Origin of the sequence: Nocardia sp. NPDC049526, assembly GCF_044465765.1 — a bacterium.
Classification (GTDB): domain Bacteria; phylum Actinomycetota; class Actinomycetes; order Mycobacteriales; family Mycobacteriaceae; genus Nocardia.
This window is the reverse complement of sequence record NZ_JBITMA010000003.1, coordinates 118,584-140,829: the sequence shown is the minus strand read 5'-3', so window position 1 is coordinate 140,829 and position 22,246 is coordinate 118,584. Positions and strand designations below refer to the sequence as shown.

The window sequence follows — 22,246 nt, the reverse complement described above, 5'->3', positions numbered from 1 at the left end:
TGGCTTTTCGTCTCCACTCCGACTGCGGCTGTTCACCGTTTGTTCGCCCTGTGCGGTCGCGGAACATTCGCGCTGCCCGACGCATCATCGGGCGCGGATGCCGCCGTAACATCACCTATGGTCATGCTCGCTCGAGTACTGAGCGACCATGAAAGTGGCTGTAGCCCAGAGTTTTCCAGGAGACGCGAGCAGACCTACCGGTCTGTCCCCACGCGGACCGCTAGCCCGATCGAGCAATCGCGACGATTGCCCGCGCATCGCTGTGACCGCGAGTACGTGCCATCGCGAAAATCATCGGATCTCCCGATGTATACAGGCCCTTAGAGCGGATCCGGGTTGGCGTAGCGGGACTTCGGGGCCTCGATGATCACTTCCGGTTCAGCAGAGGGCCCGAGCGGCGGACGCTCGGCAACTACCTCGAATTGGCCGGTGTGATGTTGGCGGATGTGGGCTATTCGCAACACTTTTCGGCGCGCGAGGAACCAGCCGCCGATCAAAGCCGGCCCCAGGATGACGAGCATCGCGAGTACGGCTGTGCGCTGGACCATATCGCCGCTGCAGGCCATCAGGATCACCACGGTGGCCAGGAAGAGCAGGGTCGCCACATCGGTGTACGGGGCGCCGGGTAGGCGGGAGGCCGGGCGCCAGGCCAAACCGCGACGCCACTCGCGCCAGAGTCGGAGGTGACAGAGCAGAACCGCAGTCCACGACACAATGGTGCCGAGTGCCGACGCGTTCAGCACGATCTCGAATGCCTTGTCCGGCACCACCGCATCGAGCCCGACGCCGACCAGGGCGATCGCACCGGTGGCGAGAATACCGACGTAGGGTACGCCCGTCCGCGACATGCGCGCCGCCACACCGGGCGCGCTGCCGTTCATCGACATCGAACGCAGAATCCGGCCGGTCGAGTACAGCCCGGCATTGAGGCTGGAGAACGCGGCGGTGAGCACGATCAGGTTCATCACCGAACCGGCGGCCGGCACACCGATCTTCGCGAAGAACGTGACGAACGGGCTCTCACCGGCCCGAAAGACCGTATAGGGCAACAGCAGTCCGAGCAGCACCAGCGAACCGACGTAGAACAGTCCGATGCGGGCGATGACGGAGTTGATCGACCGCGGCATGATCGTCTCCGGACGCTCCGCCTCACCAGCCGCGATGCCGACCAGTTCGACTGCGGCGTAGGCGAATACGACTCCCGTAGTCACCGTGACCAGCGGCAGTAAACCGGTCGGGAACAACCCGCCGTGCTGACTTATCACTCCGACACCGGTCTGCGCACCCTGAATCGTGAAGCGACCGGCCAGGAAAATCGTGCCGACGATCAGAAAGCCCACCAGAGCAACGACTTTGACCAGTGCGACCCAGAACTCCAGTTCGCCGAACCAGCGCACCGAGATCAGATTGGTACTCACCACCGCGATCAGGGCGATGAGCGCGATCACCCAGTGCGGGACGACCTCGAAGGCGCCCCAGTAGTGCACATAGGTGGCGATGGCGGTGATATCGACGATCCCGGTCAGGCACCAGTGGAAGAAGTAGGTCCACCCGACCGCGAAAGCCAGCTTCTCCCCGTAGAACTCGCGCGCATAGGAGACGAAGGATCCGGCGGAGGGCCGGTGCAGCACCAGTTCGCCGAGCGCGCGCAGGATGAAGAAGACGAATACGCCGCACACCGCATACACCAGGAACAATCCCGGTCCGGCGCTGGCGAGCCGCCCACCGGCACCGAGGAATAGCCCGGTGCCGATCACCCCGCCGATCGCGATCATCTGCACTTGGCGCGCGCGCAGCGATCTGCGATAACCGATGTCCTCGGCATGCAGCGCATCTGCGAGCGCCGATAACTCAACTGGTCCCCGAACTGCGATCACGACCAGGCCTTCCAGTAAGGGAAGTCATGTCGCGGAAGAATGTACCGTTATTTAGCGGTACATTCAACGTGTTTTATTTGAAGGTTCAACGGGTACCCTGGCGGCCCCACAGGGCATATCCGGTCCGGGACTCCCGGCCGAGCAGGTTCGTGCAGATGCACAAAGCCCGAGCTCGAGGCTCTGCATCATGCCAGTAGCCCTGGGCCGTCAATTGCGGTGAGCTGAATCCAGCAAGCCGAACCCGTGATCGGCTGGCGGATCAATGGAGATTCGGAGGATGCGGTGAAGCGATCTCGGCGGCGGCTCGCGGTGCTGGCGGTGGCGGCAGGTCTGGCAATGGGCAGTGCCGGGGTGGCGATCGCCGATCCGGCCTTCCCGCCGAATTTCCCACCGGATCAGAATCAGCTGCCGCAGTTGCCGACCGAGCCGCAGCTCTACGATCTGCTGCCGATCCCGTCGCCGGATCAGGACCCGTGGTACGACGATCCCGCGGATCTCGCGTCGTATCAGCCGGGGCAGATCGTGCGCAGCCGCGAAGTGCAGACGCGGGTGCTCGGAATTCCCTTCCCGGTGTATACCAAGCAGCTGCTGTTCCGCTCGAACGATGTGCACGACAATCCGATCGTCACCGCGACAACCGTTGTGGTGCCCGGCATTCCGTGGCAGGGCAGCCCCCGGCCGGTGCTGTCCTTCCAAGAGGCGATCGACTCCACCGATTCGGCGTGCAATCCCTCGCACACCCTGCAGACCGGCACCATGAAGGAGTCGGCGCTGGTGATCTATTGGCTGGCACAGGGTTTCGCGATCAACGTGCCCGACTTCGACGGAAAGTTCAATACCTTCAACACCTATGCCGAGGGCAAGATGGTCCTCGACAGCCTGCGCGCGATGAAGAAGGATCCCGCCCTCGGCCTCACCGATTCCGGTATCGCGCTGTACGGATATTCCGGCGGCGGTTCGGGTTCCATTCGCGCGGCGGAGCTGCGCGCGAGCTACGCACCCGATGTGCGGCTGCTCGGTACCACCATCGGCGGCACGCCCGGTGACCTGGCGGCAGAGGCCAGGTATGCGACCCACGCGGAACCCGGACTCACCGGCACCAGCAACTTCACCATGTGGCTCGGCTTCGCGAGTCTGGCCCGGGAATATCCGGACGTCTTCGATCCCGCCGAGCTACTGACCGCTGAGGGCCGGCAGATCATCAGGGACGTCCGAAGTCGTTGCTACGCGACCATTGCGCTCACCGGCGTCTACCGGCCCATCAGCGCCTACTACCAGCCCGGCAAGTCGCTGGAGTCGTCCCCGGAGATCCTTCGGGTACTGCAGGACAACAGCTTGGGCAAATACCTTCCGGATACGCCGATCCTGTGGTGGCACGGACTGTGGGATGAACTGATTCCGCCGTCGGTGGTGCTGCCTACCGTCCAAAGCTATTGGGCGCGTGGCGCGGATCTGCGCTTCTACACCGTTCCGGTCCCCGAGCACATCGTCAATGCCGTCACCGGCTGGCCGCCCGCGGTGGCCTGGACCAGCGCGGTACTGCGCGGTCTGCCGCCGGGGCCGAAGTTCAAGGCGGATTTCCAGCCGCTGCCGCCCGGTTTTCCCGGTAGCTGAAATCGTCTGTGTCCGAACCGCTGATCGCGAAATGTTGACGGTAGCGGTCGGGCGTAGTGGCCAGCTGGCGAGAGAAGACCCGGTGCAGGGTCTCACCATGTTTGTAGCCGACCGCTTTGGCGATCGCGACCACCGTCAGATCTGTCGTCTCGAGCAGTCGCCGGGCCGCCTCGACACGTAGATTCTCGACGAAAGCCGCTGGTGTACTACCGGTTTCGGCACGGAAAGCGCGGGCGAAGGCGCGCTCGCTCAACCCCGCCCGCGCTGCCAACGCGGCCACGCTCAAGTCTTCGTCCAAATTGTCGGGCAGCCATTGCTGTACGGCCCGGATCGCCGGGGTGCGTGCTGGTTGCGCACGTAGTTGGGCGCTGAATTGTGCTTGGCCACCGGGCCTTCGGGTGAAGACGACGAACCACCGGGCAATCAACTGCGCCACCTCGGTACCGTGATCGGCCTCGACCAAGGCGAGCGCTAGATCGATACTCGCGGTGACCCCCGCCGAGGTCCACCGGTTGCCGTCGTTGACGTAGATCCGGTCCGGTTCGACCAGCACCCGCGGGAAGCGCTCGGCCATCACCGCACACGCTCCCCAATGCGTTGTCGCACGATAGCCATCGAGCAATCCGGCTCCGGCCAACAGGAGCGAACCGGCGCATACCGACGCCACCCGCCGCGATCGCCGGGCAATGGCCGGGAGCTCGCGCACCACTTCGGCGGATACCGATGAGATGAAGGCTCCGTTGCCCCCGATCACGATCATGGTGTCGATCTCGTCGTCACCGGCGGCGATCTCCGGCAGGGAATGTTCGACATTCATCGTCAGACCGCCGTCCACCGCGACGGTGCCCGCGCGCGGCGATGCCGTCACCAACCGATAGACCGGTGCGCCGACGATGGCGTTCGCCGCGCCGAAAATGTCCATGGGACCGGCCAATTCGATCAGCTGGATGCCGTCGTAGACCACGAGGACAACGGTGCGAGGCATCGACACGTCCCTATCATCACCGCACTCCCCCAGGACTGTCACGGCAATGTGCAGTCCGATCACCCCGCGTGCTGGACCGGCGCGACCACACCGGCGGCATGCCGTCCCAGGAAGGGAATGATCAATTCGGCGACGCGGTCGGCGAACTGCGCGTGCGGATAGTGCCCAGCGTTCTCGATGACGGCCACCTTGCCGATGCCCATGGGCATGGCCGCGACGATCGCCATGGCTTCGGCCTTCGGGTCCGGGAAATCGGGATCTTCGGCGCCCATGATCACCAGTGCCGGCCGGTGTACCTCCGACAGCGCCGCCTCGGCATCGGCCGGAGTGGTCGTACCTGTCTTCCTGAACTCGCGCCACCGGCCGGGTTCGCGCAGAGTCGTGAGCACGCCGTCGAGGTAACGCGGAAAGTCCTCGGGCTTGGTCGGATAGGCGATATCGAGGTACCTGCGCCACAACCGGGGCGACCCCAGCAGCAGCGTGCCCATCAACCGCACCAGCCCGCGCCGGTACCGCGGCACCGTCCACAGAGCACCGAAATCCATTCGCTGCCTCCTGGTGAACGGGTTGATCTCGACGATGGCGCTGACCAGTTCGGGCGCCTCGGCCGCGGCAATGGTCGCCGCACCGCCGGATAAAGAGTGGCCGACGATCACCGCGGGGCCGCCCAAATGCCGGATCACACTGAGCAGATCGCCCGCGACATCGGTTCGGCTGATGGCCGCCTTCCCGGTCACCGACGGCCAGCCGGGGCTGGACTCGCCGTGCCCACGCAGGTCGGCATTCACCACCCGGTAGCCCGCGGCGGTCAGTAGCGGTACCAGATGGCGAAAGTCGTGCCGGGAAGTCCCGATACCGTGCGAAAGCACAACCAGCGGTCCGTCCCCGACGACATCGCAGGCGATCCGCCCCTCCTCGAATGTCACGAACTCGGTCATTTGTCTTACCTTCCAGGCGTTTTCGAAACGTCGCGTGGCGCGCGACGTGCTCGAATTGAACGCCGGAATTGCGCAGTTGTCGGTAGCCCCGACCGGATCGGTCAGATAGACAGCAGGTTTCGTCAGTCCCTGACCCAACCGGCTCCCAGCCGCCTCCGCGCGAGCTACCTTGCAGCTAGAGCATTCAATCCCAACTCTGCACTGCGTCGTAGCGGCGGCGCATCTGACGGCGACGGTAGAACACCTCGTCCACCGATAGCGTCGTGGTGGTCACGGGCGCCAGGCGGATGTTCAGGCCGAGTTCCCTGATGCGGTGCTCCAGATCGATGCGGCGCTCCGGCGGCAGGTTGGACCACATCGTTTCGAAGCGACCGCGGACCGGGGTGTCGGCGCGGGCGATCAGGTCCAGCAGCAGCGGCCAGTCGTGGGCTTCGGTGGCGATGCCGGGCAATGCGGACACCATCGCATCGTTCATCTGCGCGAGCAGGGCTATCATCCGGCGCTGGATCCCGGCGTCGGCGTGTGCCATCAGGCTGAAAAGTCCCCGCCACAAATCGGATTCGATGCGGCCCTCCAGGCTGCCGACGAGTCCGGCCAACGCCGCGTCGTTCGCGATGATCGGATTCGCGGCGAGGGCCCCCAGTGCCCACTTACTCAGCCTTCCGATGAAGGTCAACAGTTCCGGTGCAGCACCGGCCCGGAGATAGCTCGCGATGAGATTGCCGACCATTTCGGTGGAGCCGATGCTGAACAGGACATCGCCGATCGACGCGGTCAGCTCGGCCTCACAGCGCGCGAACGTCGACAGCGCCGCCAACTGCAGCCCCGTCGACCCGATGAGCACGGTATGCAGCATGCGCGGGATCCGCTGCCGCGGCCCGGACAGCAGTCGACGAAAGATGGCGCTCACGCCCGCGACGGAATAGGCATAGGCGGCGGAGAAGATCAGACCCTCGTCATCGAGCACGCCCTGTTCGAAGGCCGCGACCAATGTCGGTGTGGCAAAGGCGTCGAGAAACGGCCCGGCGGTGATGTAGTCCTTGCGCGCCAACATTTCGTTGAGAATCCGCACGATGGGTTCCGGCGGCGCCACCTCGGCGAGTTGGCCGACGGTGCGCGGATCCATATACGGCGCACAGTCGGCCACATACGCGGGCGCGAGCATGGCGACCGTCTCGGCCGCCTTCTTCGGGTGATCGACACCGACCGCGCCCGCGGCCCGGCCCGTCATCATCGGCGGCACGAGGCGCTGCACCAGCGGCATCGAGATGCGCAACGGAATGATCGGCACCAGTTTGCTGATCCGCTCGAACGTCTCGTTGTGCTGGTCGAAGATCAGGCCCGCCAGTCGTTCCTGGAGTTCGTGCAGATTCTCGCTACCCAACCGCTCCAGATGCGCCAGGCGCTCCACGGGAGCGTGCAAAGTCCGTGACAGCAGGACGATCTGGGCACCGGTTACCAGATCACTCATCAGCCGAGCCGGCTCCCGAACATGATCTTCTTCGTCACCGCCCGGAACGGCCGGGGCAGCGCGCCGACCATCTCATCGATCGCCTCGATGAGCGCCGCCGTTTCGAGTTGTTTGGCCGCGCGGAACATCTCGAGCAGTTCGGTGGCCTCCTGTTCGGTGATCAGCCCGGTTGCCGCCAGCGGCCCGCGTAGTTCGTGTTCTAGGTCGGTCCTGGCGGTCATACGGCTACCCGTTTCTTCATCTATCGCAATGTCGATCACTCGTGAAAGCCCCGAGCATAGGTGTCTCGGCGACTCGACGGGGCAGTGCGTAAAGAATTCGTTATCCAAAGATCTTCATAACTTTTTTGAGAGGGATGACTTCCTTTTTATTTGTGCCGCAAGACAACTCGGGTTTTGTTCTCACTCACGGGAAGTTCCGCATTCGGCTGTGTGCGCACATCTGTTTGTATCTGGGCATGATGGATTGGTGTCGACGCACCCGGGTCCATTCCTGCCTCGGGAGCCACACATGCCGACATCCGGCCTGACGCGCCGGTCGTTCCTCGGCGCGGCGGCCATCGGTACCCTCGCGCTCGCCGCCGCGTGCACCGGATTCGCCACCACGGGAAGCGGCGGCATGCTATTTCTCTCCACGCAATTCCGCCCCGCCGACGAGGCCGAGCGTTTCCGTAACCTGCTCGGCAAGACAGCGCCCGGCGTCAGCTATGTGACCATCGAGGAGAGTCCGTTCGCGAGCCAGGTGCGCAGCCAGGTCGGGGCGCGCGCGACTCAGGTCGGTCTGCTCGGCGGGCTGCACGGCGATATCGCACCGCTGTCCGACGGCTATCTCGAAGATCTCACCGGCCTGCTCGCCGATCTCGGCAACCGCGGCTGGCCCGCCGCCTACCTGCAACTGGCGCGGGCCGGTACCGACCGGACGTGGTACATCCCCTGGGCCACAGCGAGTTACGTGCTCGCCGCACACGCCGATGCGCTGCAGCACCTGCCATCCGGAGTGGACGCCACGGCACTGACCTACGACCAGTTCCTCGACTGGGCCATCGCCGCGCGCCGCGCCAATGGCAACCGACCGATGCTCGGACTGCCCGCAGGCCCGAAAGGCCTGCTGCATCGCTTCACCCAGGGTTATCTGCTGCCGTCGTTCACGGGCGGTCAGATCACCACCTTCCGCTCGGCCGAGGCCGTGACGGCCTGGCAGTACTTCCGCGAACTGTGGGCCAACTGCGCACAGTCGAGTACGAATTACGACTTCATGCAGGAGCCGCTTGCCAGCGGCGAGGTGCGCATGACCTGGGATCACGTCGTCCGCCTGGTGCATGCGCCCGAGCACGACCCGCAGGACTGGCGCATGCTGCCCGCGCCGCGCGGCACACACGGCCTCGGCTATATGGCCGTGGTCGCCGGGCTCGCGATTCCCAAGGGCAGCACCGATGCCGAACTCGCCCAGCGCACGATCAGCGCGTTGACCAAGCCGGAAACCCAGATCGAACTGCTGCGCTCCAATGGCTTCTTCCCGTCGGTCGACACCGCCATCCCGGACGATCTGCCGCCGGCGGTCAGACTCGAGGCCGATGCCGTGGACCGACAGCAGCGGGCGCAGGGCGCGATCCTGTCGCTGCCGCCGGTCGGTCTCGGCCAGCGCGAGGGTGAGGTGAGCAAGGTGTTCAAGGACAGCTTCCGCTCGATCGTGTTGGACGGAGCCGATATTCGGGCCACACTCGATCAGCAGGCGCGGGTGCTGCAGGGCATTCTCGACGAGCTGAAGGTGCCGTGCTGGGCACCCGATCCCGTCGCCGACATCTGCGGGGTGGGGTAGCTATGCGCGCGCGACTCGGTTCACCGTGGATTCTGCTGCTGCCCTCGATCGTGCTGCTGGCCGCGCTGTTCGGCTGGCCCTTGGTGCGGGCGATCTTCGATGGGTTCGGCGACGATCACGGCTTCACGCTCGCGCACTGGCGGCGCTTGTTCGACGACCCGTACTTCCTTACCTCGCTGCGCAATACGCTGTTGTTGATCGTGATCGTGGTGCCTGTCCAACTGGTGCTCGCGGTCGGTATGGCGCTGCTGATGCAGGCGCGGCCGCGGTTCGCGAGTGGCCACTTCTACCTGTGGTGCGTGCCGTTGGCGATCTCCGAACTGGCCGCCGGACTGGTCTGGTTGTCGATCTTCGGCAATCGCGGATACCTGAACTCACTGCTGGTCTGGCTGGGATTGTCCGAGGACGGTGTGCAGTGGTTGAACTACCAGCACACCGGCACCATGCTGCTCGCGGTGGTGATCGCCGAGATCTGGCGGGCGACCTCACTGGTCTTCGTCATCGTGGTGGCGGGCGTGCAACTGATTCCGCGGGATTACGACGAGGCGGCGCAGGTGTTCGGGGCGAACTTCTGGCAGCGGCTCCGGCATGTGACGCTGCCGCAACTCGGGCCGAGTCTGCAGGTCGCGCTGATCCTGCGCACCATCCTCGCGCTGCAGGCCTTCGCCGTTGCCCAGGCACTGACCGGGCGCGACTTTCCGCTGCTGGTCGGCGAGACCTACGAGTGGTACTCGAATCTGCAGAATCCCGCTGTGGCGAGCGCGGTTTCGCTTGTGGTGCTGGCCATCTCGCTCGGTACCGCGGTGTTCTATCTGCGGACGGTCCGGGCGCCGGAGGGGTCGCGATGAGTGAGGCCACGGCACTGCCACCGATCGATCGCGCACCGCTGCGCCGACGTCGGTGGCGAGCCATCGGAGTGCAGGTGGCCTGTATTGCGGTGACGCTGTTCATGGCGCTGCCGATCGTGCTGATCGGACTCGCCGCGGTGTCCTCACGCGAGGCGCTGAACGAGTTCCCGAAGCCATTGCTGCCCAGCGAATTCTCGACCGAGACGCTGCGGTCGTTCTTCCACGCGACCGGAACCGTTCCGGCACTGGGCAACTCGGTGCTCGTCGGGCTGTACACGGTGTTCTGGTCGCTGGTCATCGGCGCGCCCGCCGGATATGCGTTGGCCCGCAATGCCTTCCGCGGGAAAGACAGCTACCAGATATTCATCCTGTTCGTGCGGGCGCTGCCGATCGTGGTGCTCTCGGTGCCGCTGGCCACGATGTTCCTGCGGCTGGACGTCTACGACACCGTCTTCGCCGTGACGCTCGTGCACACCACGCTCGCGCTGCCAACCACCGTGCTCATCACGGCGAGCATTTTCGTCGCGGTACCCGCCGACCTCGAGGAGGCGGCGCGCGTCTTCGGCTGCACGCGCTGGCAGGCGGCTCGCAAAGTCGTTGTGCCGCTGGCACTTCCCGGTCTGGCGGCATCGTCGATCTTCACGTTCGTGCTGTCGTGGAACGAGATCCTCGGCGCGACCATCGTGACGCTCGGACATCGCACGCTGCCCGCGCAGGTGCTCACCACGCTCGGTGAGGCGTCGACGCCGTACCGGTTCGCGGGCGGGTTCGCGCTGATCATTCCGGCGCTGGTCTTCATCTTCGTGATGCGGCGCTATCTGGTGAATATGTGGGGGACGACGCTGAGATGACAGAGGTGCAGGGCATATGGCCGAAGTGATTCTGCGGGATCTGGTGAAGACCTACCCCGGCGGCACGACGCGCGCCACCGACCAGGTCTCGCTCGAGGTCGCCGACGGTGAATTCATGGTGCTGCTCGGGCCGTCCGGCTGCGGTAAGACCACGCTGCTGCGCATGATCGCCGGACTGGAACTGCCCGATGCGGGGCAGATCGTGATCGGCGGCAAGGATGTCACCTACCTCGAACCGCGGCGGCGCAATCTGTCGATGGTGTTCCAGTCCTATGCCGTCTTCCCCAATAAGAAGGTCGCCGACAATATCGGCTTCGGCCTGCGGGTGCACGGTGTGCCGGCCGAGGAGATCCGGCGCAAGGTCGCGTGGGCGGCAGATCTGCTGCAGCTCACGCCGTACCTGGATCGGTATCCGGCGAAGTTGTCCGGCGGCCAACGCCAGCGCGTCGCGGTGGCGCGCGCGATCGTCATGGACGCCGATGTGCTGCTCATGGACGAACCGCTGTCCAATCTGGACGCGCTGCTGCGGCTTTCGTTCCGCGCCGAGTTGAAGAAGCTGGTCGGCGAGCTCGGCACGACCACGATCTATGTCACCCATGACCAGGTCGAGGCGCTGTCGCTCGGCGACCGGGTCGCGGTCATGCGCGACGGGGTGATCGTCCAATGTGGTTCGCCGACGTCGGTATACGACGGTCCGGCGACCGAATTCGTCGGCGGCTTCCTCGGCAGCCCACCGATGAACTTCCTCACCGGGATCGTCGATATCGGCGAGTCCGGACCGCATATCGATCTCGGTGGACAGTCGCTGCCGGTCCCCGCCGCGCTCGCATCGTTCAACGGTAAGAAGCTCAACCTCGGCATCCGGCCCGAGGCCATTGCCGTCGGCGACGAGGCGGGCACCGATTCGGTACGTGCTCAACTCCAGGTGCTGGAGCCGCTCGGCTCGTCCACCCTGTTGACTACCGATGTCGGTGGACAGACCGTCAAGATTCAGACGCCGCCCGGCTTCCGGGCCGACCAGGGCGATGCGCTGAACCTGCATGTGCCACCGCAGGCCTGCCGCTGGTACGACCCGGAAACCGGATTATTGCTGGAGTACTCAGTGTAGATATCCGGTGGAGAGTTCGTCGTATCCGATCAATTCGACGGCCGAATATTTTGAGGCCTCGCTGAAACTCTCCATGGATACCAATGAGCCATCGAGAGTCAGTTTGGCCTGCTGCAAGATGCGGCAGCTCGGTGAACACATATTGTGGATGGCCATCGCACGCCGCGCTTGTCCCGGAGTCAATTCGCCGGGATCGCTGAAACAGTCGCCGATATTGGAGATTATCGATCGCATTTCCACTAACCGACTCTCATGGGAACAGCAGCTTCTTCCGCAATTCGACCACGGCCGACGGTAAGTGACACCAAAGCAATGTTGCCGATCGTGGTAATCAGCGGGCCCGCGACAGTGGCGAATTGATATCCACTCGCCAGCAGCACTCCCAGCACACCGAGAGCTCCGGCGAAGGCATTCGCGGCGAACATTTGCCAGGTTTCTTCCTGAGGCTTCGACCAGGCGTGCCGCAGTGTCGGAACGGTGGCGATGAGATTGGCGCAGATGGCCACCAGCGCGCCGAACGTCTTCTCCGAAATCTCCACTGTGACCAGCACACATGCGACGGATGAGAGCAGACACGCCCAATCGATATTGTCCCCGGGCCGCAGACTCACCCCACGCCGCAGACCGAGGGCGATAACGGCGGCATTCATACTCGCCGACGCGGCATTGATACCAGCGGCGAGATATGCGCCCGCCAGATATGCGACCACCGCGAATACGGTATTGGCAGTACACCAGGCCACCCAAGACGCCATGCGCGGTCGCGTGCCACCATCCAGAATTCCGACCAGATATGCGACGACACCATACAGTGAGATGCCGACGCTGACCAAAGCTGCCGACGTGCTCAGACTCCAGAACTCACTCACGTGCACCATTCCTCGTTTTCGCGCAGACATGCGCAAGACAGCCACAACCGGCGATTCGACCCGCATGCGAACACACCGAAGGGAACAAATCCGGTGCGACGATGGGGACCGTATCTGCCGTGGGTGAACACTTCGGGATGATTTGTTCGTTCGCGATTGAAACTATCGTTACACGGAGGTTCTGGTGCCACAAACGCAGCGGGTCGGCCGTAACGAACTTTTACGTCGGTAACTGGCGCTTAACAGAGTATGGTTACTGGGCTCACATCGGTGCGGAATCGACATTAATACGCACCGTTTCGAGGGCAAGTACGCCACAGACACACGAAGACCCCAGCCGCAGCTGGGGTCTCCCGTGGTAACGCCGACCGTTGTGCGAGTCGAAACCTCTGCACCCCGGCCTCGATTACTGAGCCTGCCACACTTGCCGGGAATCGTCGCGCCGAGCCCGGCGCCTACGGGACGCCGCCGCGCGCTTGCATCTGTAAGTCCGGCCGAATCGTGCTCGACCAGGTAATTTCCGACGATCAGCGGACGTGCTAGATAACGAAACAGCAACATCGTGATCATCCCGTGTCCAAACTGTTCGACTCGGCATGTAGGGCCCATGACGGAATCCCCAGCGGATCTTGCGGCCACCGGGCCGTTTTCGTGTTCGGCGACCGAGGACGGCCGGACTCGGACTACCGTGGCAGCAATGACCGATCGACCTGCCGGAGGCCCTTTGCGCAGCATCGCCCGCGTACTGCTCATCATCTCGGCACTCGTCGGCATGGCCATGCCGACCGTTCCCGCCGCATTCGGCGCACCGATCAGCGATGACGTCACTGCCGGGAAGATCGATGAGCTGCTGGCGCTGCGGGCTGCCTCGCCAGGTGCCGGCAAGGGTGAGCTGATCGAGCGGTTGTCGGGACGCCTGCTCGGGACGCCGTATGGCGCGGATATGCTCATCGGCTCGGCAGAGCAGCCCGAACAGCTGGTCATCGATCTGCGGCGAGTGGATTGCTTCACCTACCTCGACTATGTCGAGGCGCTCAGCAGGTCTACAGATCGCGACCAGTTCGTCGCGAATCTGATCGCGACCCGCTACACCGACGGCCGCGTCGAGTTCCAGCAGCGCAAGCATTTCTTCAGCGATTGGTCACACGCCGCGCGCATCGCGGCCACCGATATCACCGGCACGTTGAGCCCGGCCGCGGTGACCGTCACCAAGCACCTCAACGCGAAAGCCAGTGGCGGAACATATCTTCCGGGGCTGCCGGTGGTCGATCGCGATATCACTTACATCCCCGGCTCCGCTGTAGACGAGAGCGTCATCGGTGGACTCCGCACCGGCGACTACATCGGCGCCTACGCCGACCAGCCGGGACTCGATGTCACCCATGTCGGCATCTTCGTCATGACACCGAGCGGCCCGGTCTTCCGCAACGCGTCCTCGCTCGCCGCCAACAACAAGGTGGTCGACTCCCCCTTCTCCGACTACGTGCGAACGACGCCGGGCATCATGGTGCTCCGCGCGCAGTAAGCGACACGGAGCCGGCCAACGCGACAGTCGGCGAGCGGGTTTCGGCGGCGACGGCGCGAATCCGTCGGTCGGATCACGGCGTGGTCGTCGATCGCCACACACGACTCGTGCGCTGCCCCGCATGGCACCGCCGAGTCGAATCGCCCGCCCCATGATCCGTTCTCGCGGTACGCCGTTCGTACCGCCTCGCTTCTGCCCGACCGCCGGTGGCCGGCTCCCATCCCGAACTGTGCCCGAGGTGGCACGGTCGTCGACAGAGCCGGGATGCCCAAGATCCAGGGACGTTGGTCCCCACAGCCCCGCGGTTCCGTGCGGCCGACGCGCATGTCGCGGTCGCCGACAGCACATTCCGGACGACTGCACGACCACGCAATGCGCACATCGCATCGGATGGCTGCCGAACCGTGCCGAATTAATAGTGCGGCAGTGGTTTCGATCAATTCGAGGTGTCGATCGCCGGGGCCGCCTCGGTCGCGGTGCTGCCGAACACAAGGTCAGCAGGCAAGGCGCGCGCACCGGTCTGGGGCGTGATCAGCCCGAGGTCGGCGTCGTAGCGGCGGTACAGCAGGTTCCCGCGGCGGCTGGCCGGATCGATGAAGAACAGATATGGCAGGCCGACGGTGCACAGGCGGTCGACGGCCGCGGTCTCGGACAACTCCGGAATCCTTGGATCGGCCGCTGATGGGTCGCACTGCGAACGGAGCAGCCCGATACCCGCGGGATCGCCACGGTAGACGATCGCATCGGCTCCGGTTTCGGCGTCGACGAACAGGTGCGCGTCGTAGTCCATCGCGTCCAGCACCGCGGCCGCGGCATCCGGTGGGCCGACCAGCAGCGAGTAATTCTTGCGGCGGGTGATCGTGCCGTGGCCCGACCCGGCGAGTAGTCGCCGCATCGGCTCCTGGCCCGGCGCACCCAGTCGCTTCATCGTCAACCGATTGATCAGCCGCTCCAGCCGCAACACGACCGGCAGCACCATGCCCGGCCCCGAAACGATCGTCTGCACCCGCGCCGGAATACCGCCCACGCACAGATTGACCTGCACCAACTGCGGCCCACTCGAACAATTCGCGCCGGCGACCCGCACGCGGGCACCACCATCGACCCCATTACGCGTGAGCAACCGCCCGACCGCCCCGGCCACGCGTTCGAGTTCCAACTCCACGATCGGTCCACGCGGAAATACGACGATGTCGGGGAAGGCCGGGGTAGACCACTTCCCTGACGCACTCATGACGACCTCGCTATTCGATTGTTCGAGTTCCGACCCCCGGGACTCGATGGCAACATCCGCGACGTCCACCGCACGAGGGCCGAAAGTCACTGCCACACCTGACCTTCGGCACCGATCGACGGCCCGAGTGCACGGATGACCATTGACCTTCGAGTACAGGCGTAAGGCCCATATCGACCGGCGCACCACCCGACGAGACTCGAGAGTATGACCGATACCAGCCTTTCCCCTGTACGTTCCGTGCCGGACCGTTCGACGGTGCTGGCGGCTGTGCGTTCGGCCGGCCGTGCGCCGTCGTTGCACAACACCCAGCCGTGGCGCTGGGTATTCGACGGGACCCGGCTGCACCTGTACCGCGACAACGACCGCCTCCTGACCTCGGCGGACCCGCTGGGTCGGCAGCTCGTGATCAGCTGCGGCGCGATGCTGCACCATGTGCGCACCGCATTCGCGGCCAAGGGCTGGCACACCGATACCACCCGCCTCCCCGACACCGGCCACCCCGACTATCTTGCGGTTGTCGAGTTCCGGCCATGGCCCGAGCCGCCGATCGGCGTGCTGGCCCGGGCCCGCGCCATCGACAAGCGACGCACCGACCGACTGCCGTTGTATGCACCGACCGGCTTATCGCAGCTCCTGCACGCCGGTCGAATGCTGGTGACACCGCACGACATCGAACTCGATCTGCTCCACGAAGACGCTCGCGCGAAGCTCACGGCAGCCTCCGACCACACCACCGCGGTCCGCCGCTACGACATGGAGTACCAGGCCGAATTGCATTGGTGGGCAGGTCATTCCGGCGACCCGGAAGGCGTCCCCCGCGAATCTCTGGTCTCCGATGCCGAATTCACCCGCGTCGGTGTGGGTCGTAACTTCCCGGCCGCACCGCATTCGGCCCGCCGCGGCGACCTCGAGGACCATGCGCGACTACTGGTACTCAGCTCACCCAGCGAATCCGTGACCACCTGGCTGCATACCGGTGAAGCGCTCTCGGCCGTACTGCTGGAATGCACGACGGCCGGCCTGGCGAGTTGCTCGATGACCCACATCACCGAAGTACCTTCGGTCCGAAAGGTTATCGCGGGCATGCTCCCCCACCCAGGCATCCCACAGGTGGTGATCCGGGTCGGCAGCGCACCCGACGACGAATCCGAAACCGCGCCGACACCCCGCCGCCCGCTGACCGACATCCTGACGATGCCGCACGACTAGAGCCCGCTACAACCAGCGCGCCGTCCGCGGAAGCCGTCCTGGTTACCCGATTCGGCCGCACGCGGTGCCGGAAAACGGTTGCGACGCTTGAGCTATGAGCTGATCGATGCGCCGACCGACTTCCGCGTCGACGGCACGCTCGGCCCGCTCACCGCGGGCGAGTTGGAGCGGGCGCGAACCTGGGCGGATCGCCTCGCCCACACCGAACTCGACCACATCGCGCACCGGTCATGAGCGCGGATGCGGCGATGTCGTATGCGCGCGGTGGCCAGGGAAACGCGCGAACGCTTGGCTGCGCGCCTCTTCAGCTCATGAGAAAGCGCCTGCGCTATCGAGGGGATCCACCACGTCCTCGACGGCCCGGCGTGGCGACGTGGACAGCCGCTCGGAACTCGTCGGCGCCCAACCGATCCTGATCAAGGCCTGCGGATAGCCGTAATCGCCGAGGACGTCGGCCCGCACCCGATGACGCAATACCGGGATCTCGAGCGGTTCGGTCAAAACGCAGGTGGCCAGGCCGACATTGGTGGCCGTCAGCAGCACCACGCTCAACGCCTCGCCCGCGCACAGTCGCGAGCCCCGATCATCGCCCGTGGTGGCGAGCACGAGCAGTTCGGCGAAGTCGGTTTCGTGCGCCTCGTAGTCCAACCGCGGACCAGCGAACACTCGGGCCGGAAATTCATCGTCGGCCCGAAATGGCGGTGTGTTCCTCGCGGGAACACCGTCCGATGTCTCGTGCCTGCCGCTCCACTCGGCCAATTCGAATCGGTACTCGGAATCTCCGGCATGCCACTCGGCCGCGACCCGCAGCGTATCGACCAGGCGGTCCCGGGACCGGTCGGTCACCTGCCGCACAGCAGCCCCCAGCCTCGCAGCGCGCTCGGTGACCAGCCCCAAACACCCTGGCGGCACCGGCCACGAGCTGAAGCGCCGACGATCGTTGCGTCTGCGGGCGATCGCGGCACTCAGCGCGATATCTTGGGGATTCGGCCGATGCCGCACCAATTCGAGAGACGCCAGGTGGTTCGGTTCTGCCGGGTCGGGCAGCCGACGCACCACCGCCGACCAGCCGAGCGCGGCGAAGGCGACCCGCAGATGATGCAGTGCCGCACCGCAACTCAGCACCATGTCACGTTGATCGGGATCGGTCGACGGCAGCGCCCGCGCCGGATCCAGGTACAGATGCACGCTGCGATCACCGATCCGCCACCGCCACGGTTGGGTGTTGTGCGCCGACGGCGCCCGCACCGCGAGCGCCAGCGCGGCCTGCACGGTGTGCTCATCGGGCAGTCCGTAGTCCATTGGCGTCATCCTCTCCTCCAACGCCGCCACGCTCTCACCGAGACGCAGGCGCCGGTAAGAGCAGTACGACCCCTCCTGGTGGGACTTCGGAACTATCGAGCCCGATCTCTCAGTACGCTGAAGTGACCCTGCTGGGAGGTGTTTGCGATGACGAGCGTGTTCTTGGTCGATGACCACCAGATCGTGCGCCGCGGTGTGAAGGATCTGATCGACTCCGAGCCCGATCTCGAGGTCGTCGGCGAGGCGGGCACGGTTTCGCAGGCGTTGGCGCGCATTCCCGCGCTACGCCCGCAGGTCGCGGTTCTGGACGTGCGCCTGCCCGATGGCAATGGCATCGAACTGTGTCGTGAACTGCTGAATCAGCTTCCCGAGCTGCGGTGTCTGATGCTCACCTCGTTCACCGACGAGCAGGCCATGCTCGATGCCATTCTGGCCGGGGCCAGCGGGTATGTGGTCAAGGACATCGACACGGGGGAGCTGGTCGAGGCCATTCGCGAGGTCGGCGCGGGTAAGTCGCTGCTCGATAATCGCGCGGCCGCTGCCCTCATGGCGAAGCTACGCGAGGAGGCCGAGGCCAAGACGGGCCCGCTGGCCGGTCTCAGCGAACAGGAGCGAACGCTGCTGAATCTGCTGGGTGAGGGGCTGACGAATCGGCAGATCGCGAGCCGGATGTTCCTTGCGGAGAAAACCGTGAAGAACTATGTGTCCCGGCTGCTGACCAAACTCGGCGTCGAACGCCGCACCCAGGCAGCGGTGCTGGCCTCCAAACTCGACGCACCCACCAAGCAGCATAAGTGAACGACCTGTGGTTTCACTCGGCGTGACATGGGGTACGCGATCCGGGCAGAATACAGATCATGGCAGACGAGTCGACCGTCTCCGGCCAGGCACCGGTAACGGAAACTTTGTCTCAACTGCGACTTCGTGAACTACTGGGCGAAGTCCAGGACCGCATCGCCCAAATGGTCGGCGTCCGCGACCAGATGGACCGCCTGATCGAGGCGATGCTGGTGGTCACAGCGGGATTGGACCTGGACAACACGCTGCGCTCGATCGTGCACACCGCCATCGAGCTGGTCGACGCCGAATACGGCGCGCTCGGCGTGCGCGAAACCGATAAGACCAGCAATGAGCTCGCCGAATTCGTCTACGAGGGCATAGACGACCGAACCCGGGTCATGATCGGCGATCTGCCGCGTGGTCACGGTGTCCTCGGCCTGCTCTTCGAACAACCGAAACCCATTCGGCTGCCGGATCTTGCGAAGCATCCCTCGTCGGTCGGCTTCCCCGCCCACCACCCGCCGATGCACACCTTCCTCGGCGTACCGGTGAAGGTTCGCGACGAGATCTTCGGCAACCTGTACCTGACCGAGAAAGCCGGTGGGCACGAATTCACCGAGGACGACGAGGTCGTGGTGCGGGCGCTGGCTGCCGCCGCGGGTATCGCCATCGCCAACGCCCGCCTCTACGAACAATCCCAAATCCGCCAGCAATGGCTGGAGGCCAACCGCGATGTGGCCACCGAACTACTCGCGGGCGGCGAACCGAACGAGGTGCTGGAGCTGGTCACCGACCGGGCGCTGCAGCTGACCCAATCGGCGTGCAGCTTCCTCTCACTGCCGGAAGATCCGGATATTCCGGCAGAGGAGATGACCGATCTGGTCGTGGTCGCCGCGGCCGGTGTCGATGCGCAAAAGCTGACCGGACAACGTATTCCGATAAACGAATCACACTCGGGCATCGCATTTCGGGAGAACCGGGTCCTTTCGGTCGATCGGCTCCAATACAGCCTGCGGTTCGGCAACTCGACCGAATTCGGTCCGGCGCTGGTGCTGCCACTGCGGGCCGAACAGACGGTTATCGGTGTCCTCACGATCCTGCGTCCACCAGCGGCCGGGCCGATCGACACCGCAGGACAGGCCATGATGGCGGACTTCTCCGTCCAAGCCGCGCTGGCACTGCAACTTGCCCAGAGCCAGCGCCGCAACCGCGAACTCGACGTGCTCTCCGACCGCGACCGCATCGCGCGTGACCTGCATGACCACGTCATCCAGCGCCTGTTCGCGGTCGGTCTCTCACTGCAGGGCACCGCCCAGCGCGCACGCGTACCCGAGGTCAAATCCCGGCTCACCGAGACCATTCAGGACGTCCAGTCGATCGTGCAGGAAATCCGGCATTCGATCTTCGATCTGCACGAGAGCACCACCGCGGATGCCCCGACGCTACGTAAACGGCTGCACGGCATCATCGCCGACATGATCGGCGACAGCGGGTTGCGCACCACGATTCGCCTCGCCGGTCCGGTCTCGGTGCTGGCGCCGCCGCTGTCGGAGGATGTCGAAGCGGTGCTGCGCGAGGCGGTGAGCAATGCGGTCCGGCACGCGTCGGCGACAACGGTATCGGTCCATCTCCGGGTGCGCGACGATGTCACCATCGAGGTGACCGACGACGGTATCGGCGTGCCTGACGACCTCGCACGAATGAGCGGATTGGCAAATCTGGCGACACGCGCCGAGCAGGCGGGCGGCAGTTTCAGCGTGATGAAGGGCGAGAACGGGGGCACGATGTTGCGCTGGTCGGTGCCGTTGCCCTGAACTATGTCGCCAAGGCGGGTTGTCCGGGCACTGTGTTATCCGAACACTGTGAATGCATGAGCGGTCTTTGGGCCCTGCGGTTGGTGACCAACGCCAGGCGTGCGTGCGGGCCTCGGATTCCTAACCTACGGGTAGCTGATATCTCGGAACCCGAAGGATACCCATGACCACTCAGCACCGCGGCAATCCACACCGGCTGGCGTCGGCCGAAATAGTGGTCGGGACCGACGGCTCCGAGGCGGCCGATCTCGCCGTCCGTTGGGCCGCCGAGACCGCCTCCCAGCGGGGCCGGCGCCTACGCATCGTGCACGGTCTCGACCTCGCGGCGGCGGGGTCGGTCTACGGGATGTACGACGTGATCATGCCGCCGGTGGTCGACGCGATCCGCCGCGAAGGCGCGGACCTGCTGCGCACGGCACGCCGCCTGGCCCATCAGGTCGATCCGGGCCTGACCGTGGAAACCGAACTCTCCGAAGCCAATCCGGCGCATCTGTTGATCGAGCTGTCCGAGGCCGCGCATCTGGTCGCGATCGGCACGGCGGGTTCCGGTACCACCCTGAGCTATCTCGGATCGACGCTGCTCGCGGTCGCAAGCCATGGCCGCGGTGCGATCGTGGTCGTGCGCGACACCGGTACCGAACAACAGACCCGACGCATCGGCCCGGTTGTGCTCGGTGTCGACGGCGGAGCGGTCAGCACGGCCGCCGTCGGGGCCGCGTTCGCCGAAGCCAGCGAACGCAGAACCCGCCTCGTCGCCGTCCACGCTTGGAGCGACCTGTATTTCGACCGCCTCGCCGGACTCCCCTACGCCGCCTGCGAGCAAGACGCCGAGACCGCCGGACAGGCGATCCTGGCCGAGCAGCTCACGGGCTGGCAGGAGAAGTACCCCGACGTCCAGGTCGTCCGCAAGGTGTACCTGTCGGGGCCGCGGCAGGCACTGCGCGAATGGTCGCGGTCGGCGCAGTTGCTCGTGGTCGGCAGCCGGGGGCGCGGTGGATTCCGCGGACTGCTGCTCGGCTCCACCAGCGATGCGCTTGTGCAGACTGCGCATTGCCCGGTCATGGTCGTCCGCCCGCAGTAGCGCAGAAGGACCGTGAAATCCCCATGGCTACCAACATCAATCCCCCCGTACTCGTCGGCTTCGACGGCTCCGACGCCGCCGCCGAGGCGGTGCGCTGGGCCGCGGCCGACGCCGTCCACCACCGCGCGCCCCTGCACATCGTGTACGGCATCGGCGCCCCGATGGACTTCGGTCCCGGAATAGCCTTCGACCAGATCGATTACGACGTCTATCGCGCGGCCGGCGCCGCCGCCGTCAGCACGGCCCGCGCCTACGCGATCGCGGCGGCCGCACCCGTCGGCGACCTCGAAATCGCCACCTTCGTGGTCGACGCGCCGCCGATCCCGGTCCTGCTCGACCGCTCCAAGGATGCGCGCATGCTCGTCGTCGGCACCCGCGGTCTGGGCGCTTTCCGCCGTGGCCTGCTCGGCTCGGTGAGCACCGCCGTCGCGAGGCATGCGCATAGTCCAGTCGCCGTCATTCCCGAACCCGAGAACTACAAAGCCGATCGGCTGCTCGGACCGGTGCTCGTCGGTGTCGACGGCTCCCCCAGCGCTACCCGTGCCATCGAGGTCGCCTTCGACCAGGCCGCCCATCGAGCGGTCGGACTGCGCGCGGTACTCACCTGGTCCGAATTCAACCGCTACATCTCCCGCGACGATATGCAGAGAGAGGCCGAGGCATTGCTCTCCGAGAGCCTGGCGGGCTATGCGGAAAAGTATCCGGACCTGGCGGTCGAGCACGTGGTCGTCGAGGATCGACCGGCCAGATGCCTACTCGCCGAGGCGGAATACGCCCAACTGATCGTCCTGGGCAGCCGCGGCCGCGGCGGCTTCGCGGGCATGACCCTCGGCTCGGTCAGCCAGGCCGTCCTACACGTCACCGACTGCCCCCTCATCATCGCCCGCCCCTGATACCGGGCGCGCCCGGGTGGCTCTTC

At 65.3% G+C, this 22,246-nt stretch carries 21 protein-coding genes; 12 read left to right on the top strand and 9 right to left on the bottom strand.

From position 1 onward, the window contains the following. Window positions 1-320: 320 nt before the first annotated feature. Complete coding sequence (locus ACIBW7_RS10135) at window positions 321-1,877, bottom strand: amino acid permease (protein WP_397045955.1); 1,557 nt, start codon at window positions 1,875-1,877, stop codon at window positions 321-323. Between the two features lie 336 nt (window positions 1,878-2,213). On the opposite strand from ACIBW7_RS10135, the gene ACIBW7_RS10130 reads away from it, so the two are divergent. Further along, window positions 2,214-3,491 carry a lipase family protein gene (locus tag ACIBW7_RS10130; protein ID WP_397046540.1) on the top strand — a complete coding sequence of 426 codons (1,278 nt, stop codon included), beginning with the start codon at window positions 2,214-2,216 and terminating at the stop codon, window positions 3,489-3,491. Here ACIBW7_RS10130 and ACIBW7_RS10125 read toward each other — a convergent pair. From ACIBW7_RS10125 to ACIBW7_RS10110, 4 genes are all read right to left on the bottom strand, one after another. Then, window positions 3,445-4,476, bottom strand: a complete 1,032-nt coding sequence (locus ACIBW7_RS10125; RefSeq protein WP_397046539.1) for a GlxA family transcriptional regulator — start codon at window positions 4,474-4,476, stop codon at window positions 3,445-3,447. The genes ACIBW7_RS10130 and ACIBW7_RS10125 overlap by 47 nt on opposite strands. A 59-nt stretch (window positions 4,477-4,535) precedes the next feature. Beyond that, window positions 4,536-5,414 carry an alpha/beta fold hydrolase gene (locus tag ACIBW7_RS10120; RefSeq protein WP_397045954.1) on the bottom strand — a complete coding sequence of 293 codons (879 nt, stop codon included), beginning with the start codon at window positions 5,412-5,414 and terminating at the stop codon, window positions 4,536-4,538. 184 nt (window positions 5,415-5,598) lie between these two features. Continuing rightward, window positions 5,599-6,885, bottom strand: coding sequence for a hypothetical protein (locus ACIBW7_RS10115; protein WP_397045953.1), 1,287 nt, complete (start codon window positions 6,883-6,885; stop codon window positions 5,599-5,601). Next, window positions 6,885-7,106 (bottom strand): hypothetical protein, encoded by a 222-nt coding sequence (locus ACIBW7_RS10110; protein WP_327095966.1) that lies wholly within the window; start codon window positions 7,104-7,106, stop codon window positions 6,885-6,887. Before ACIBW7_RS10110 ends, ACIBW7_RS10115 begins: the two co-directional genes overlap by 1 nt. 289 nt (window positions 7,107-7,395) lie before the next feature. Between ACIBW7_RS10110 and ACIBW7_RS10105 the strand changes: the two genes are divergently transcribed. The 4 genes from ACIBW7_RS10105 to ACIBW7_RS10090 are packed head-to-tail and all read left to right on the top strand — an operon-like array spanning window position 7,396 to window position 11,510. Then, window positions 7,396-8,703, top strand: a complete 1,308-nt coding sequence (locus ACIBW7_RS10105; protein WP_397045952.1) for an extracellular solute-binding protein — start codon at window positions 7,396-7,398, stop codon at window positions 8,701-8,703. Window positions 8,704-8,705: 2 nt separating this feature from the next. After that, complete coding sequence (locus ACIBW7_RS10100) at window positions 8,706-9,551, top strand: carbohydrate ABC transporter permease (protein WP_397045951.1); 846 nt, start codon at window positions 8,706-8,708, stop codon at window positions 9,549-9,551. Then, window positions 9,548-10,402 (top strand): carbohydrate ABC transporter permease, encoded by an 855-nt coding sequence (locus ACIBW7_RS10095; RefSeq protein ID WP_397045950.1) that lies wholly within the window; start codon window positions 9,548-9,550, stop codon window positions 10,400-10,402. The genes ACIBW7_RS10100 and ACIBW7_RS10095 overlap by 4 nt, the downstream gene beginning before the upstream one ends. 16 nt (window positions 10,403-10,418) lie before the next feature. Continuing rightward, window positions 10,419-11,510 (top strand): ABC transporter ATP-binding protein, encoded by a 1,092-nt coding sequence (locus ACIBW7_RS10090; RefSeq protein WP_397045949.1) that lies wholly within the window; start codon window positions 10,419-10,421, stop codon window positions 11,508-11,510. Here the strand turns inward: ACIBW7_RS10090 and ACIBW7_RS10085 are convergent. Then, window positions 11,502-11,744 carry a hypothetical protein gene (locus ACIBW7_RS10085; RefSeq protein WP_397045948.1) on the bottom strand — a complete coding sequence of 81 codons (243 nt, stop codon included), beginning with the start codon at window positions 11,742-11,744 and terminating at the stop codon, window positions 11,502-11,504. The two genes, ACIBW7_RS10090 and ACIBW7_RS10085, sit on opposite strands and share 9 nt — an antisense overlap. 5 nt (window positions 11,745-11,749) lie before the next feature. Beyond that, the gene (locus ACIBW7_RS10080; RefSeq protein ID WP_397045947.1) at window positions 11,750-12,379 is read right to left on the bottom strand and encodes a hypothetical protein; all 630 of its coding nucleotides are present in this window, start codon (window positions 12,377-12,379) and stop codon (window positions 11,750-11,752) included. 697 nt (window positions 12,380-13,076) lie between these two features. On the opposite strand from ACIBW7_RS10080, the gene ACIBW7_RS10075 reads away from it, so the two are divergent. Beyond that, window positions 13,077-13,904, top strand: a complete 828-nt coding sequence (locus ACIBW7_RS10075) for a DUF1460 domain-containing protein (protein WP_397045946.1) — start codon at window positions 13,077-13,079, stop codon at window positions 13,902-13,904. 436 nt (window positions 13,905-14,340) lie between these two features. Here the strand turns inward: ACIBW7_RS10075 and ACIBW7_RS10070 are convergent, their stop codons facing one another. After that, entirely contained in the window at window positions 14,341-15,228 is an 888-nt protein-coding gene (locus ACIBW7_RS10070; protein WP_397045945.1) for a sigma 54 modulation/S30EA ribosomal C-terminal domain-containing protein, read from the bottom strand. 117 nt (window positions 15,229-15,345) lie between these two features. Here ACIBW7_RS10070 and ACIBW7_RS10065 point away from each other — a divergent pair, with 117 nt between their 5' ends. Beyond that, a complete protein-coding gene (locus tag ACIBW7_RS10065; RefSeq protein ID WP_397045944.1) occupies window positions 15,346-16,350 on the top strand; it encodes an Acg family FMN-binding oxidoreductase in 1,005 nt (334 codons plus the stop codon). Window positions 16,351-16,437: 87 nt separating this feature from the next. Further along, window positions 16,438-16,584, top strand: a complete 147-nt coding sequence (locus tag ACIBW7_RS10060; RefSeq protein WP_397045943.1) for a hypothetical protein — start codon at window positions 16,438-16,440, stop codon at window positions 16,582-16,584. A gap of 75 nt (window positions 16,585-16,659) precedes the next feature. Here ACIBW7_RS10060 and ACIBW7_RS10055 read toward each other — a convergent pair whose 3' ends face one another. Next, window positions 16,660-17,652, bottom strand: a complete 993-nt coding sequence (locus ACIBW7_RS10055; protein ID WP_397046538.1) for an Acg family FMN-binding oxidoreductase — start codon at window positions 17,650-17,652, stop codon at window positions 16,660-16,662. 147 nt (window positions 17,653-17,799) lie between these two features. Between ACIBW7_RS10055 and ACIBW7_RS10050 the strand changes: the two genes are divergently transcribed. The 4 genes from ACIBW7_RS10050 (at window position 17,800) to ACIBW7_RS10035 (ending at window position 22,220) form a co-directional block, all read left to right on the top strand. Continuing rightward, window positions 17,800-18,450: a response regulator gene (locus ACIBW7_RS10050; RefSeq protein ID WP_397045942.1), complete on the top strand. Its 651-nt coding sequence runs from the start codon at window positions 17,800-17,802 to the stop codon at window positions 18,448-18,450. A 59-nt stretch (window positions 18,451-18,509) separates the two neighbouring features. Further along, window positions 18,510-20,246: a GAF domain-containing protein gene (locus ACIBW7_RS10045; protein ID WP_397045941.1), complete on the top strand. Its 1,737-nt coding sequence runs from the start codon at window positions 18,510-18,512 to the stop codon at window positions 20,244-20,246. A gap of 163 nt (window positions 20,247-20,409) precedes the next feature. Beyond that, the gene (locus ACIBW7_RS10040; protein ID WP_397045940.1) at window positions 20,410-21,327 is read left to right on the top strand and encodes a universal stress protein; all 918 of its coding nucleotides are present in this window, start codon (window positions 20,410-20,412) and stop codon (window positions 21,325-21,327) included. A 23-nt stretch (window positions 21,328-21,350) separates the two neighbouring features. Beyond that, complete coding sequence (locus tag ACIBW7_RS10035; RefSeq protein WP_397045939.1) at window positions 21,351-22,220, top strand: universal stress protein; 870 nt, start codon at window positions 21,351-21,353, stop codon at window positions 22,218-22,220. Window positions 22,221-22,246: the final 26 nt, after the last annotated feature.